This window comes from Pseudoflavitalea sp. G-6-1-2 (assembly GCF_012927185.1).
Taxonomy (GTDB): Bacteria; Bacteroidota; Bacteroidia; order Chitinophagales; family Chitinophagaceae; genus Pseudobacter.
Map to the genome: position 1 here is coordinate 213687 of NZ_JABBGB010000003.1, position 14120 is coordinate 227806.

Sequence of the window (14120 nt, forward strand, 5' to 3'; positions counted from 1 at the left end):
TCGGTGATTGTGCAGAAAGGTAATGTGAGGTAAAGTTTAGTAAAGTTTAGATTTTTCTGAAGGCGGAGCAATGGCTCCGCTTTCTTTTTCAGCCATAGTCAGTTTACCAGTATGAAGCATTATTCGCATATTCAATCCGCAAAGCAGATCATCGAAGGTTATAATGGAAAGGAACCTTTCCATCGATACATCCGTTCATTTTTTGCGCAGCACAAGAAGTACGGCAGCAGAGACAGACGGCAGATCAGCGGATTGTGTTATGCTTACTGGAGGCTGGGAGCCGCACTGGATGGGCTTTCTGTGGAAGATCGAATTCTTGCCGGGCATTTTCTCTGTACAACAGGAGATACCGATCCGGTTCTCGAAAACATCAAACCCGAATGGAATGCAGCGTTGAAAACAGGACTGGCAGAAAAATTCACGCTCATCACCGGAGATCAGCAGGCATATGAAAAGGAGCTGCCAAAAGTATTCTCCTGGCTCGAAGAGTGCAGCATCGACATCGATCGCAAAGCATTTGCGGATTCTTTCTTCATTCAACCCGATCTCTTTCTGCGTCTCCGTCCCGGAAAGGAAAAACAGGTGAAAGATAAACTCTCCAAAGCAGGCGTGAGTTTCCATGAAATAACGGCCGGTTCTTTGAGCATGCCCAACAGCACAAAGATCGATGAGTTGATCACACTCAATACCGAAGCGGTAGTGCAGGATCTCAGTTCGCAGCAGGTAGGGGAGTTGATGGAGCTGATGCAATCCACAGCAACCACCATTAGGCTCTGGGATTGCTGTGCAGGGAGCGGCGGCAAAACCATCCTCGCATCCGATAAATTCAAAAAGCTCAGCATAACTGTATCGGATAAGCGCGAGCAGATACTCACCAACCTCAACAAAAGATTCAGGGAAGCCGGCATTGCGCAGTTTCAATCTTTTCTGGTAGATATGGCTGTAGGCAGTGGCCGATTGCCTGCAAAATACAATTACGATCTCATCATTGCTGATGTGCCATGCAGCGGATCAGGTACCTGGGGACGCTCGCCCGAATGGCTTCGTTTCTTCGATGCAAAGGAAATCGAGACCTACAGTGCATTGCAGAAGAAGATCGTGGCCAACGCTATTCCGCACGTAGCAGAAGGCGGCTATTTTCTCTACATCACCTGCTCGGTATTCAAAAAGGAAAATGAAGAAGTGGTGGAATATATTCAGTCGAACTCCGCGCTTCAGTTGGTGAAGTCTGCTGTGATCAAAGGCTACGACAGAAAGGCCGATACCATGTTTGCAGCGTTGTTCCAACGTTAATAAATACCTGAAAGACATAAATCATATTCTTTGGCCGGAAGTTGGTAAAACTGTCTGCAACCATTACTTTTGGCTACCAGCCCGCCCCCTAAACTAACTTCCCCATGGATCGTTTGAAATTTTGCGCGCTGTTACTTTTAGTTTTCATTGCTACTGATGCATTTAGTCAGCGTATTCTTCACCGGAGAGACCGCCCATTCAGATCAATATCAGCTAAACCAATAATCAACGACTACAAATATGTGATCTCTATCGCTCCAATGGCCGCACTTGATATTGTAGATTTCCCTTCGCTTCGGATTAGCGGTGAAGCTAAAATCTATAAGAATATTTCTCTCTCTGCCGAATATGGTTACATGCCATTATGGAACGACAGGAATAATGATAACATGAAAGGTTTTCTGGTGAAACCTGCCATAAAATACTACCTGAATAAAGAAGAGAAAACGGGAGGCAAATACATTGCCCTCGAATATATGTACAAGGAGAAAAAGTATGATGAAGCTGATAGTCTCCCCTTAAGCGATGATAAACGTTACCGCAGAAATTACCGCATGAGCCGCTACGTTAATTGCATCAATATCAAGTATGGTGAATTGGTGGAGATTGCCCCTGACAGCAGATGGACAATGGAGTGGTATGCCGGGGTAGGCGTCAGGTTTATCGAAGCTTCCAATAATCTCGAAGACTGGGAAACTCATTATATCAAAGAAGATAGAACCAATAAGCCAAGACATCCTAACGTATACGAAGGCCGGAATAAAGTGTTCAGCAATGCTCTGTTTAACGTAACCCTTGGAATCAAAATAGGTTTCAGAATACAATAAGCTGTCATGAACCGATGGAAATTTGCCGTACTGCTTCTTCTGCTGAACATCAGCAGCAACGCATTCTGCCAGCAAGCCCGCAACAATGCTGACAGTATCGACAACAAGCTTTTTGTTGCGCTGTCCCCCGCAGGGCTGATCGATATTTTTGATTACCCTTCCTTGCGAATAAGCGCCGAAGCAAAAATTTACAGAAACCTCTCCTTTTCTGTAGAACAGGTTTTATATCCGATTAACAGCTTTAAAATGCATAAAGCGAATGTATCGGGGTATGCAGTGAAACCTGCCATTAAAGTGTATCTGAACAAAAAAGGAATTATTGGAGGGAAATACATCGCACTGGAATATCAGTACAAGCAGCAGGCATATGATTTAAGTGATAGCATAAAATTTTATGGTGGTGCGCCTTTCCCGAAAGATTATCAGATGACCCGCTACATCAACTGCATCAATGTAAAATATGGTGAGCTCACTCAGCTCCACAAAAGATGGATCATCGAATGGTTTGCGGGAGTCGGCATCAGGTCTACGAATTCAATGAGTAGTTTGTCTGAACAGGAATATAATAGAATCATCAAAGATGAAGAGCATAAAAATTCCCTCGGCCCCGGAGGCTTCGTAAGAGAAATCGGGCTCCGCTCTTATCCCAATATCACACTGGGCTTCAAAATCGGTTACAGAATTCTCTGAGCCTTCTTCCCAAATTGATGGCACCTGAATTGCAGCAACTCTTCACCTAAGCATGAAACTCTCCCGACTGCGTTTTATTCTGTAATTTTCTTATCACCATTAAAAAGTTACAACAATGAATCAGCAAGCTGCAACAGCACAACTTATCCGGTCCATTCAAATCGATGCGGATCCGCAAACCATCTGGAAAATTGTTACCGATCCTAATCAATACTGGGGTGCAGCGTTTGGCGAAGGCACACGCGCCGAATCCGACTGGCAGGAAGGGGCACGCATTCTATGGAAAGATGGCAATAACAATATCGGCGCTTACGGAAAAGTAGAAGTGAATCAACCTGCACAATACCTGCAACTGCATTACACAGATAATCCCGAAGCAGGGCCAGACGCACCTCTAGGCGGATATTTTGAAAAATTCAGGTTGTCGGAAAAGAATAACAATAGTGCCATGCTTACCATTGAAGCAGGTAAAATTGAAGAAGTGCATCTTCCCAACCATCAGGAGATGTGGGACAGAGCGCTTGAAATGATCAAGAAAGCTGCTGAAGCCTGAGTGATTAATTGTGATCGATCGCTGTCAGCTGAATGCCGAAACCTGTTTTGTAAGGTTCCTTATCTCCGTTCTTCGGCTGATACTCCCACATCCTGAAATCTTTGTACACAAGGCCAATGCCTTTTGCATAGATCTCAGAAGAGTAGTTTCTGTATCCGATAAGATCGGGTTGGGTTATAGGCGCATTCTGCGAATCGGCCACGTGGTGAATGGTAACTGTGTTCTCGTACGATTTATCGCCAACAGTAACGGATTCGCCTACTTCGTCGTAATTGTATTCCCATTCGCGCATATCTCCGTCGTTGCTGAACTGATAACGCGGAGCAAGCGGATGTACGGGAAGAAATGCATTGCCCAGCCAGTTGGTACCGAACTTAATGGGCAGCTTCATTTTTACGTAGGTGAGATTGTCTTCCAGCACTTTTACCTGATCGAAGCTGAGACTTACACTGTAGGCGATCTGAGGAAGCCAGTCCGCCTCATTGGTACTGCCCCAGGGGCGGTAATAGCGGATGATGCGGTGCGAGTTGGCGCCAAGCACATCGATTGGCCCATCCACCACATCCTTTGCCTCATAACTAACAGTGATTTCGCCCTGACCGAATTCAGTAAAGCGCAGAGAGTCAAGTCTGTAACGGATAAACTTACCTGGCGTAGTAATAAAATAATCCGAAATCGAATCAGACTTGAAATCATCTTTCTTATTGCAGCTTACAAAGAGAATGCCTGTTAAAGCAGTGAGTGCGGTGAGCAGAATGATGCTTCTTTTCATGTAGATCCAGTTAGTTACTGATTTTATTCCAACGTATTTACGTAGCTTTTATTGCTTTGGATCAGAGCAGATGACTTCTTTGGATGATGCCGCCGCCAATTACATCATCACCTTCATAGAACACCGCACTTTGGCCTGGGGCAACGCCCTTCGCATCTTCATAAAAACGTACCAGCACACCATTTTCATGGGCATAGAGATTGCTCACTGTACCGCGGTCTTTGTACCGGATACGCGTATTGGCTTCCATGCCTTCCGTAACACCGTCGTATTTGAGCCAGTTGATCTTGCTTACGATCATTTCCTGGCGATTGAGATCTTCTTCTTCACCCAGCATCACCGTATTGGTTTCTGGGATGATATTGGTTACGTACATCGGCTTGCCGAATGTGATATCAAGCCCCTTTCTCTGACCGATGGTGTAGAAAGGATAACCCTTGTGCTGACCCAGCACTTTACCTGATTTGTCGATGAAGTTTCCGCCGGCTACCTGCTCTTCGAGCCCGTCTATTCTGCGTTTGAGGAAACCACGGTAATCGTTGTCGGGCACAAAACAGATCTCGTAGCTCTCTGCTTTTTTTGCCAGTTCGGGATAACCGAAATCGTGCGCCATCTGACGGATCTCCGTTTTGCGGTAACCGCCGAGGGGCAGGAGGGTGCGGGCCATCAGATCCTGCTGAAGCCCCCAGAGCACATAACTCTGGTCTTTCGTATCGTCGATTCCTTTGCGGATGAAATATCTTCCATTATCGTGCTGGTGAATCTGACCGTAGTGACCGGTTGCGATGAAATCGCATTCCAGGGCATCAGCACGTTTCAGCAGCGCGCGCCATTTGATATGCGTATTGCACATGATACATGGATTGGGTGTACGCCCTGCCAGGTACTCATCTACAAAATTGTCGATCACCGATTCTCCGAATTCTTCGCGGATATCCAGTACGAAATGCGGAAATCCATGATGCACCGCAGCCATGCGGGCATCGTTGAAAGAGTCGAGGTTGCAGCATCCGGTTTCTTTCTTTCCACCGCCACTGCTGCTGTAATCCCATGTTTTCATGGTGATCCCTACAACTTCGTATCCTTCATGATGGAGCATGAGGGCTGCTACGGTACTGTCGATACCGCCACTCATTGCCACCAAAACTTTTCCTTTCCTGCTCATAATTGTAAAAATAGAACGTGCAAAGATACAAAGGCTGGAGGAGCAGGTTGTGAACTTTTCTGTAATTTCCGGGCTGTTCCCCAAAACCAATTGTATATGAGAAATTTACTATCTGTTTTGCTGATAGCTGCAATTGCCTTTTTACCCGGAAAAGGTCAATCTCAGTCACTCAGCTATTATCTTCCGGATTCGGTGCAGTACAACCCTGCCATCCCCAAACCGAAAGATGTAATTTACCATGAACCCGGCGAATGGCATGTGACCCACGACCGCCTTGTGAATTACATGAAGGCCCTGGCCACTGCTGCCCCGGAACGTATCAAACTGGAAACCATGGGACTAAGCTACGAAGCACGTCCACAGGTACTCCTTATTATCACATCTCCCAAAAATCATAAGAATCTGGAGAGCATCCGCCAGCAGCATGTGCAGCTGACCGATCCGGCCAGGTCGGCATCATTAAACACCGATGATATGCCGATTGTTGTGTATGTGGGGCATTCCATCCATGGAAATGAACCCAGCGGCGCCAATGCCGCGCTGATCAGCGCTTATTATCTCGCTGCTGCGCAGGGCCGCCAGATCGATGAACTGCTCGATAATGTAGTGATTTTGTTCGATCCCAGTTTCAACCCCGATGGACTGCAACGTTTTTCCACCTGGGTGAACCAGCACAAAAGCAAGAACCTCGTTACCGATCCCAATAGCCGCGAGTTCAACGAAGTTTGGCCCGGCGGAAGATTCAATCACTACTGGTTCGATCTCAACCGCGACTGGCTGCCGGCCGTTCATGTGGAAAGTCAGAACCGTCTCGGATGGTTCCATGCATGGAAGCCGAATATCCTTACCGATCACCATGAGCAGGGAAGCAATGCATCATTCTTTTTTCAGCCCGGCGTTCCGAGCCGTGTGAATCCGCTCACGCCCGCGAAGAATCAGGAACTCACTGCCAAACTCGGCAAGTTCCATGCTGCTTATCTCGACAGGATCGGCAGCCTCTACTTCACCAAAGAGAGCTACGATGATTATTATTATGGAAAAGGATCTACCTATCCTGATGTGCAGGGATGCATCGGCATTCTGTTCGAACAGGGATCATCGCGCGGGCATGCGCAGCAGACCATCAACGGTGTGCTCACATTTCCTTTCACTATCAGAAATCAGTTTGTAACCACACTGTCCACACTTGAAGGAGCGAAAACGCTCCGCAAAGAATTCCTCAATTATCAGCGTGACTTTTATAAAAGTGCCGTTGCAGAAGCAGCAGTTGCTCCTGTGAAAGCCTATGTGTTCGGCGATGCAGAAGACCAGACACGTGCAGCCATCTTTGCTGAAATGCTGCTGCGTCATCAGATCGAAGTGTACAGCCTCAACAACGATTTGAGTGCCGACGGATATAAATTCGAGAAAGGCAAAGCCTATGTGGTTCCGGCAACGCAGCCGCAGAGCAGGCTGATCCATGGCATCTTCGACAAAACACTCACGTACAAGGACAGTCTTTTTTACGATATCACTGCCTGGACCATGCCGCTTGCATTCGGACTTCCATACGCAGAACTCGATGCCGCGAAATCTGCCACTGCGCAACGCGGAGCGCGCATCACCACTTCAGAAGCGCCCAAAGGCATTGTCAATGGCGGACTCAGCAACTATGCTTATCTCTTTGCCTGGGACGGATTCTATGCGCCCCGTGCATTGTACGAGTTGCAGCAGGCCGGCATTCTCGCAAAAGTAAGCACCACCAATTTCGACATCGAAACCGATGGGGGAGTGAAGAAATTCCGTTACGGAACCATTATTATTCCTGTTGGGTTACAACAGCAAAATGCCCAACAGGTGTATGCGCTGATGAAGTCGGTGGCTGAGCGCAACAATCTTGAGATAACAGCAGTTCGTACCGCCAATGTGGTAAACGGAAGCGATCTCGGCAGCGGCAAAATGGCGCCGGTGGCCAAACCCAGCATTGCCATGATCACCGGCAACGGCGTAAGTGCAACAGATGCCGGCGAGATATGGCATCTGCTCGATCAGCGATTCAATATCCCTGCCACACATCTCGAGATCGGCACATTCAACAGAGCGGACCTCGAAAAATACAATACCATCATCATGCCTCCCGGCACTTATCCCGATCTCAACAAAGAGAAACTGAAACAGTGGGTGATGGGTGGTGGCACACTCATCCTTACCGAAGAGGCAGTGCAGTGGGCATCGCAGAATGGGCTTACCAATGTGAGTTTCAAGAAAGGGAAAGATGATACCCTCAAAAATGGCGTGTATGCGGAAAGAGAATTCCGTCAGGGTGCACAGCGCATGGCGGGGGCTATTTTCAGAACCAATGTAGACCTTACCAATCCGCTCGCTTACGGTTATCATTACCCGAATGTGGATCTTTTTAAATCAAATGGCGTTTTTCCTGAGAAAAATAAGAACCCTTATGCCAATCCTTTCGTATATGGAGACAAACCATTGCAAAGTGGCTTTATTACAAAGGAGAACTATGAGCTCCTTAAGAACTCCGGTGCGGTACTGGTCAATTCTGCAGGAAGCGGACGCATCATCTCCATTGCCGATAACCCGGTGTTCAGGGCTTACTGGCTGGGAGGGACAAAATTGTTCATGAATGCGATCTTCTTCGGAAGGAATATCGACGCAGGCGCTGCGCGTAACGAATAGTTTTCCCCACAGCATTTACCTGTATTGCTGCGCAGGGGAGATGACGTAAATTGCCGCTTTAAATGACTAACTATTTAAGTACGCAGCTAAACTCATCATTATGATCAAACTTCAGGTAATTGGCAATCTTGGAAAAGATTGCGTGACGAACACAGTGAACGGGAAAAATGTAATCAACTTCAACGTAGCGCATACAGAGAAATTCAGAGATGCCCAGGGCAATCAGAAAGATAAGACCATCTGGGTAGAGTGTGCATACTGGACTGAGCGTGTAGGCATTGCACCTTACCTCCGCAAAGGCACACAGGTGTATGTAGAAGGTACTCCCGAAGTGCGCACGTATCCGAAGAATGATGGCACTACCGGCGCTTCACTCACACTCCGTGTACTGAGTGTGCAATTGCTGGGACAACGTACCGAAGGTGGAGACAATACAGGAGGCGGCTACCAGTCTGGTGGCAACTACAATTCCGGAGGAAATTATAACAGTGCGGCTCCGGCACCCGTTCAGGCAGCTCCGGCTGGCAACAGCGGAGAATCTTATGATGATTTACCGTTCTAAGTAAATATTATCGAAGTAGAAAAGCCCTGGCGATTTGCCGGGGCTTTTTGTTGATAATACTTTTGTTAGTGCTGGTGCACAAGGGATCTATGAAACGGGACGAAAAATCTGCCCGGCAGTGCAGAATGATATTTGGGCTGGAGCAAGGAGGATGAAGCAATAGATCTGCTCCGGACTTTGGTGCAACAGATTTTAAGGCCCCTTTTTCATAGATCCCTTGTGCCCGGATCGCTGGAGGTGCAACGGGTGGGAGGATTTATTCCTTCTCGAATCTTCGAACGGTTTCTTCCAAATCCGCGCGGGTAACAGGCTTATGCTGATGATCGATATTTATCACAAAAAGAAACCCCTTACTGCCGGGTGTAGCCGAAAACGCACTCACGAGATTGAACTGTTCGCTGACAAGTAATCTGCCATTGGTGGTATTCCAGAGTTCCTTCGCAGCGAGACATCCCATGGTAGGTGTGAGAGGATAGTATGGTTTGTTTTTGAAATATTCCGGATCGATGGCCGTGCCATGCGCAATGATCTCCGTTCGCCCGATCTGGCCTGCATTGAACACTTCCTGCATCGGCGCGTACTGTGCCCACGCTGAAGGAAGCAACAGGTTGTAAAGTTGCTGCACATTCTGCGAGCTATCCCACGGAATAGAATCAGGCTGCTGAAAGTATTGCTGCCAGCGGCTTTCAAAAGGCATCACCAGTTGCAGGTTCGGTGTAGGGCCAATCAGCTGACTTTTTGAAACCGCTATTCCCTGAATGCTGTACACGCCCTGCGGTGTACTGCCATTGGTAATAAAATAAGGAAGATCGGAAGCGGAGCGGGCGAGTTGTTCAAAGATCATCAGTCGCCCATCGGCATGCCGCGCGAAACGCCCATCTGCATTTTGCACGATTGCGATGCCCGGCTGATCTCTGTCCCATCGTTGTATCGAGTAAATGGATTTGCGTTTTGCATTTCTGTTATGGCGAAACAACACAGCCAGATCAGGGGTAGATGATCTTATCTGCGCCGCATGATTGTTGAGGAACTTCTCCAGCTCCAGCAGAATCGGGTTGCTGTCGTATTCCGGAAACTGATCGATCATGGCAATCTTCAGCATGTTTGCGTTGCTGATACTGCTGTCCTTCCTGAAAAGATAGGCAGCAGCCATGGCGAAGAGTTTGGGAACGGTATCGGTAGTGAGGGCGGCGCTCACCTCGCCCACGAATTCATCGGGATATACCGCGTAAGTGGCTTCAAGCAATGCGCGGCGGGTATCGTACTCCAGCAGTGGATATCGGTTGAAGAGGTGTTGCAGTCCAGCTTTGATGGTATCGTTGCGCAACTGAAACTGCGAAATGGCATTGCAGGCCGATTCGAATTTGTATTCATTGAGGCTGTCGGGTTGCATAGCAAAAGTGTAAGCAACCACGCGCTGACGCAGTTCAAAATCGAACTGTTGCTTTTTGCCATAGAGTACAAAACTGCTGTAAATATCATCGCGACGCTGCTGGGCAATGCCTTCGCAGCAAATCAATACCAACAGAATGAACGCCCATATTTTCATGCTACAAATGTAATGATGTTGCCTTCATTGCAGGAATGCCATAAAATCGCCGTATCTTTTTGCCTCTTTTCATTAAAACTAAACCGATTTAGCCCATGCGAAGAATATTTGTTGCCATCGCGCTCTGCGCCGGATTATCCACGCTGATCAGCAGCTGCGGTAATCAGACAGCCAAAACCGACGAGGTGGCTGCACAAACAAACGCCGCGGATTCCTCCGTTACATCCCAATGGAAACTGGGTGTACAATTCTGGACCTTCCATATGTTCCCTTTTACCACTGCGCTGGAAAAAGCGGACAGTGCCGGCATCAAAAATATCGAAGCCTATCTGGGGCAACCCATCGGCGGCGATTCGAAAGATACTTTCAACCTTCGTCTCTCAGCCGAAGGAAGACAAAAACTGAAAGCCCTGCTTCAGTCGAAAGGCATCACCATGGTGGCTTTCGGAGTAGTACAGCCCGGCAACGATGTCGAGTGGAAGCAAACATTCGATCTCGCGCGCGATATGGGCGTAAGCTACATCACAGCCGAACCGAAAAAAGAACACTGGCATATTGCGGACAGCCTTGCGGGTGTTTACAATATTCCTATTGCCATTCATGATCACCCATATCCGAATGCATATGCGCATCCTGATTCTGTGATTGCCGCGATGAAGGGCCATCCCAATCTTTATGCCTGTGCAGATCTTGGTCACTGGGCACGCAACGGGCTCGATGTAAAAGAGTGCCTGCAGAAACTGGAAGGCCGCATCATCGGATCGCATCTGAAGGATATCGTTACATTCAACGATACCAAGGCTGCGGATACCATTCCCGGCAAAGGCGTGATCAAATTCCCTGAAGTGTTTGCCGAGTTCAAACGTCAGGGTTTTAAAGGCATGTTCTCCATCGAACATGAGAGCAACTGGTACAACAACGTACCGGACGTAAAAGAAATAGTAGGTTACTACAATGAGCAGGTGAAAGCATTGAAATAAGAAAGAAGAAATCATCAATACATTGAATGGTGCAGCCCAGGTTTGGGTTGCACCATTTTCATTTCGAAGCATCAGCGATGGTCTGAGCCGGGGGAGCTCCTGCAACGGCCTTCAAATATGTTGCACGAAAGTCCGGAAGTCTTACTGCCGCCCAATCCTGCCCACTACAGTCTTATCGGAGTTACAACCCTGCCCGGCATATTTGGCGACGGCGCAGGAGCGCCCCCGGCTCAGACCTGCCCACTGCACAAACAACGCAATTGATTTTCCCAATAATCAGTAGCTTGCCCTTCTTTTTACAGCACCAATCTATCCAATATGGCAGACAGGATCTATTCTTACCAGCAGCTCAAAGCCTTCACGGAAAACGTATTCAAAAAGATCGGATGCAGTGACGAACAATCCGCCACTGCCGCAAAAGTATTGTTGTCCGCAGATCTCCGCGGCATCGACTCTCATGGCGTTGCCCGCCTCAGCGGCTACGTTCGCCTCTGGGAAGTGAAGCGTGTGAATGCGACTCCCAATATCCGCATCGTGCACGAAACGCCCTCCACTGCTGTTGTTGATGGTGATAGTGGTCTCGGATTGGTAGTGGCTCCTTATGCCATGCAGGTAGCGATCGAAAAAGCGAAGAATGTAGGATCGGGATGGGTGAGTGTAGAAAACAGCAACCACTTCGGCATTGCAGGTTATCATGGCATGATGGCCCTCGAACACGATATGATCGGCATTGCCATGACCAACGCTAGTCCGCTTGTGTCGCCGACCTTCTCTCAGGAAAAACTGCTCGGCACCAATCCCATCTGCGTAGCAGTGCCTGCAGGAACTGAACAACCTTTTGTTGCCGATCTGGCTACCACCACAGCAGCCAACGGAAAACTCGAAATACTCCAGCGCAAGAATCTCGATGCACCACTCGGATGGGTGCAGGATGCCAATGGTCAGTCCACTACCGATGCACATGCCGTAAAATCAGGCGGGGCGCTGCTTCCGCTTGGTGGCGATCGTGAGCACGGCAGCCACAAAGGGTATGCGCTCGGCGCCATGGTAGACATTTTCTGCGGTGTTCTCAGCGGAGCGAATTACGGTCCATGGGTGCCGCCATTCCCGGCCTATGTGCCCATGCCGCCCACCATGCCGGGCAAGGGGATCGGACATTTCTTCGGAGCCATGCGCATCGATGCATTCCGACCAGCTTCCGAATTCAAAGACAATATGGATAACTGGCTTCGCCGTTTCAGATCTGCCAAAGCCATTCCCGGCGAAGAACGCGTGCTGGTTCCCGGCGATCCCGAAAGAGAAACGGAAGCCATCAGAATGAAGGAAGGCATTCCGCTGATAGAGCCCGTAGATGCAGACCTGAAACAACTGGCAGAGAAACTGGGCATCGCTTTTATCAGCTGATCATTCAGCCGCAATACCATTTTTCCGGCGGGCGAAAAACATCCTTCCCCAAACAAAAAAGCAATAGCATTACACCATAATGCCCATCTGCTGCGGGTTACAGCCCATCCGCTGTACCATGCGCCAATACTGCATTTGAGTGTTGCGGGTAATACTAATGTCTGTTAGCTACTTAAATACTACTGAACTGATAGGATTTTGTTGATTGAGCTTTATCTTTGCGCCTGCCTGATTTTCAGGTTGGGCACATAACTAATTATCAACCAAAACCCGTGTAAAAGCGGAACAAGAGAGGGTAACATGAAAGTAATGAAGTTTGGTGGTACATCAGTTGGCAAACCGGAGCGCATGCACCAGGTTGCTCAGCTGGTTACAAAACACGAAGAACCCACCATCGTTGTACTGAGCGCGCTCAGTGGAACTACCAATGCGTTGGTAGGTATCGGAGAAGCAATGGCAGCCGGAAACAGAGAGCTGGCCAAGCAGCAGATCGATACACTCGAAGCACATTACAAGCAATTCATTCCTTCTCTTGTCAAGACCACCGCTGCGCAAACCAAAGCGCAGCAGATTGTAGGTGAGCATTTCGAGTTCCTCAATATCATTTTAAAGATCTCTTTCAGCGAAGCACTGAGCAAAGACATTCTTGCGCAGGGTGAGCTGCTCAGCACCAAACTCTTCAGTGTGTTTCTCGAAGAGCAGGGTATTCAGCATGCATTGCTTCCTGCACTGGAGTTCATGAGCATCGATATTCACGAAGAGCCGCAGATCAGTGCTATCCGCCCGAAGCTGAACGCGATTCTTCAACAGCATACAGATAAAAGACTGTTCATCACACAAGGTTATATCTGCCGCAACGCAAGAGGCGAAGTAGATAACCTCAAACGTGGTGGAAGCGATTATACGGCTTCACTCGTAGCAGCTGCAGTGAATGCATCTGTTTGCGAAATCTGGACGGACATCGACGGCATGCACAACAACGATCCGCGCGTGGTGAAGAAAACAGTGGCCATCGAGCAACTGAGCTTCGAAGAAGCAGCAGAGCTGGCCTACTTCGGCGCCAAGATTCTGCATCCTACCTGCATCTGGCCTGCACAACAGGAGAAAGTGCCTGTGAAGCTGCTCAATACCATGCAGCCCGAAGCGGCAGGTACCGTTATCATGGAAGATGCAGGTTCCGTAGGCGTGAAAGCAGTAGCTGCCAAAGACGGCATCATTGCCATCAATATCAAGAGCAGCCGCATGTTGCTGGCGTATGGCTTCCTCCGCAAGATCTTTGAAGTGTTCGAGAAATACCGCACACCTATCGATATGATCACCACATCGGAAGTGGCAGTATCGGTTACCATCGACAGTGGCGCTCACCTGAAAGCCATTGTGAAAGAGCTGGAACCATTCGGAACCATCGAGGTAGAAACCGATCACACCATTATTTCAGTAGTTGGCAATGAGATTGCGCAGACTAAGGATATTCTTAGTAAATTGTTCGACGCACTCACGCCCGTTCCTGTACGTATGGTGAGCTATGGCGGAAGCAAGCACAACGTATCGCTGCTGCTGCCATCATCTTACAAAACCCAAACCCTGCAATTGCTGAATAAAGGACTGTTTGGGCTGGAATAGCGATAAAAGCATTGTTCACTCAACAG

Annotated in this window: 12 protein-coding genes; 9 read left to right on the forward strand and 3 right to left on the reverse strand. The window is 48.4% G+C overall.

Annotated features, from left to right (window positions below; all coding sequences use genetic code 11):
• Positions 1 to 111 precede the first annotated feature (111 nt).
• From HHL16_RS18110 to HHL16_RS18125, 4 genes are all read left to right on the forward strand, one after another.
• A complete protein-coding gene (locus HHL16_RS18110) occupies positions 112 to 1293 on the forward strand; it encodes an Fmu (Sun) domain-containing protein (protein ID WP_169426763.1) in 1182 nt (393 codons plus the stop codon).
• Between the two features lie 104 nt (positions 1294 to 1397).
• Positions 1398 to 2120 (forward strand): DUF3575 domain-containing protein, encoded by a 723-nt coding sequence (locus HHL16_RS18115; RefSeq protein ID WP_169426764.1) that lies wholly within the window; start codon positions 1398 to 1400, stop codon positions 2118 to 2120.
• Positions 2121 to 2126: 6 nt separating this feature from the next.
• On the forward strand, positions 2127 to 2810 hold the full coding sequence (locus HHL16_RS18120; protein WP_169426765.1) for a DUF3575 domain-containing protein: 684 nt from the start codon (positions 2127 to 2129) through the stop codon (positions 2808 to 2810).
• 115 nt (positions 2811 to 2925) lie between these two features.
• Positions 2926 to 3363, forward strand: a complete 438-nt coding sequence (locus HHL16_RS18125; RefSeq protein WP_169426766.1) for an SRPBCC domain-containing protein — start codon at positions 2926 to 2928, stop codon at positions 3361 to 3363.
• A 4-nt stretch (positions 3364 to 3367) separates the two neighbouring features.
• On the opposite strand, the gene HHL16_RS18130 is transcribed toward HHL16_RS18125, so the two are convergent.
• The gene (locus tag HHL16_RS18130; RefSeq protein ID WP_169426767.1) at positions 3368 to 4135 is read right to left on the reverse strand and encodes a hypothetical protein; all 768 of its coding nucleotides are present in this window, start codon (positions 4133 to 4135) and stop codon (positions 3368 to 3370) included.
• Between the two features lie 61 nt (positions 4136 to 4196).
• Positions 4197 to 5300: a tRNA 2-thiouridine(34) synthase MnmA gene (gene mnmA / locus HHL16_RS18135; protein ID WP_169426768.1), complete on the reverse strand. Its 1104-nt coding sequence runs from the start codon at positions 5298 to 5300 to the stop codon at positions 4197 to 4199.
• A 96-nt stretch (positions 5301 to 5396) separates the two neighbouring features.
• Here mnmA and HHL16_RS18140 point away from each other — a divergent pair, with 96 nt between their 5' ends.
• Together HHL16_RS18140 and ssb are read left to right on the forward strand one after the other, a co-directional pair.
• Positions 5397 to 7976 carry a M14 metallopeptidase family protein gene (locus HHL16_RS18140; protein ID WP_169426769.1) on the forward strand — a complete coding sequence of 860 codons (2580 nt, stop codon included), beginning with the start codon at positions 5397 to 5399 and terminating at the stop codon, positions 7974 to 7976.
• 100 nt (positions 7977 to 8076) lie between these two features.
• Positions 8077 to 8538, forward strand: a complete 462-nt coding sequence (gene ssb / locus HHL16_RS18145; RefSeq protein WP_169426770.1) for a single-stranded DNA-binding protein — start codon at positions 8077 to 8079, stop codon at positions 8536 to 8538.
• Positions 8539 to 8794: 256 nt separating this feature from the next.
• Here the strand turns inward: ssb and HHL16_RS18150 are convergent, their stop codons facing one another.
• The gene (locus tag HHL16_RS18150; RefSeq protein WP_169426771.1) at positions 8795 to 10087 is read right to left on the reverse strand and encodes a hypothetical protein; all 1293 of its coding nucleotides are present in this window, start codon (positions 10085 to 10087) and stop codon (positions 8795 to 8797) included.
• A gap of 95 nt (positions 10088 to 10182) precedes the next feature.
• Between HHL16_RS18150 and HHL16_RS18155 the strand changes: the two genes are divergently transcribed.
• The 3 genes from HHL16_RS18155 (at position 10183) to HHL16_RS18165 (ending at position 14094) form a co-directional block, all read left to right on the forward strand.
• Complete coding sequence (locus HHL16_RS18155) at positions 10183 to 11067, forward strand: sugar phosphate isomerase/epimerase (protein ID WP_169426772.1); 885 nt, start codon at positions 10183 to 10185, stop codon at positions 11065 to 11067.
• A gap of 318 nt (positions 11068 to 11385) precedes the next feature.
• Complete coding sequence (locus tag HHL16_RS18160; protein WP_169426773.1) at positions 11386 to 12471, forward strand: Ldh family oxidoreductase; 1086 nt, start codon at positions 11386 to 11388, stop codon at positions 12469 to 12471.
• Between the two features lie 309 nt (positions 12472 to 12780).
• Entirely contained in the window at positions 12781 to 14094 is a 1314-nt protein-coding gene (locus HHL16_RS18165) for an aspartate kinase (RefSeq protein ID WP_277349412.1), read from the forward strand.
• Positions 14095 to 14120 lie beyond the last annotated feature (26 nt).

Excerpts from the sequence above, each read along its gene's own strand:
- HHL16_RS18140 (WP_169426769.1), top strand. The coding sequence starts at position 5,397 with ATGAGAAATTTACTATCTGTTTTGCTGATAGCTGCAATTGCCTTTTTA.
- HHL16_RS18125 (WP_169426766.1), top strand. The coding sequence starts at position 2,926 with ATGAATCAGCAAGCTGCAACAGCACAACTTATCCGGTCCATTCAAATC.
- HHL16_RS18120 (WP_169426765.1), top strand. The coding sequence starts at position 2,127 with ATGAACCGATGGAAATTTGCCGTACTGCTTCTTCTGCTGAACATCAGC.
- HHL16_RS18130 (WP_169426767.1), bottom strand. The coding sequence starts at position 4,135 with ATGAAAAGAAGCATCATTCTGCTCACCGCACTCACTGCTTTAACAGGC.
- ssb (WP_169426770.1), top strand. The coding sequence starts at position 8,077 with ATGATCAAACTTCAGGTAATTGGCAATCTTGGAAAAGATTGCGTGACG.
- HHL16_RS18110 (WP_169426763.1), top strand. The coding sequence starts at position 112 with ATGAAGCATTATTCGCATATTCAATCCGCAAAGCAGATCATCGAAGGT.
- HHL16_RS18165 (WP_277349412.1), top strand. The coding sequence starts at position 12,781 with ATGAAGTTTGGTGGTACATCAGTTGGCAAACCGGAGCGCATGCACCAG.
- mnmA (WP_169426768.1), bottom strand. The coding sequence starts at position 5,300 with ATGAGCAGGAAAGGAAAAGTTTTGGTGGCAATGAGTGGCGGTATCGAC.
- HHL16_RS18155 (WP_169426772.1), top strand. The coding sequence starts at position 10,183 with ATGCGAAGAATATTTGTTGCCATCGCGCTCTGCGCCGGATTATCCACG.
- HHL16_RS18160 (WP_169426773.1), top strand. The coding sequence starts at position 11,386 with ATGGCAGACAGGATCTATTCTTACCAGCAGCTCAAAGCCTTCACGGAA.
- HHL16_RS18115 (WP_169426764.1), top strand. The coding sequence starts at position 1,398 with ATGGATCGTTTGAAATTTTGCGCGCTGTTACTTTTAGTTTTCATTGCT.
- HHL16_RS18150 (WP_169426771.1), bottom strand. The coding sequence starts at position 10,087 with ATGAAAATATGGGCGTTCATTCTGTTGGTATTGATTTGCTGCGAAGGC.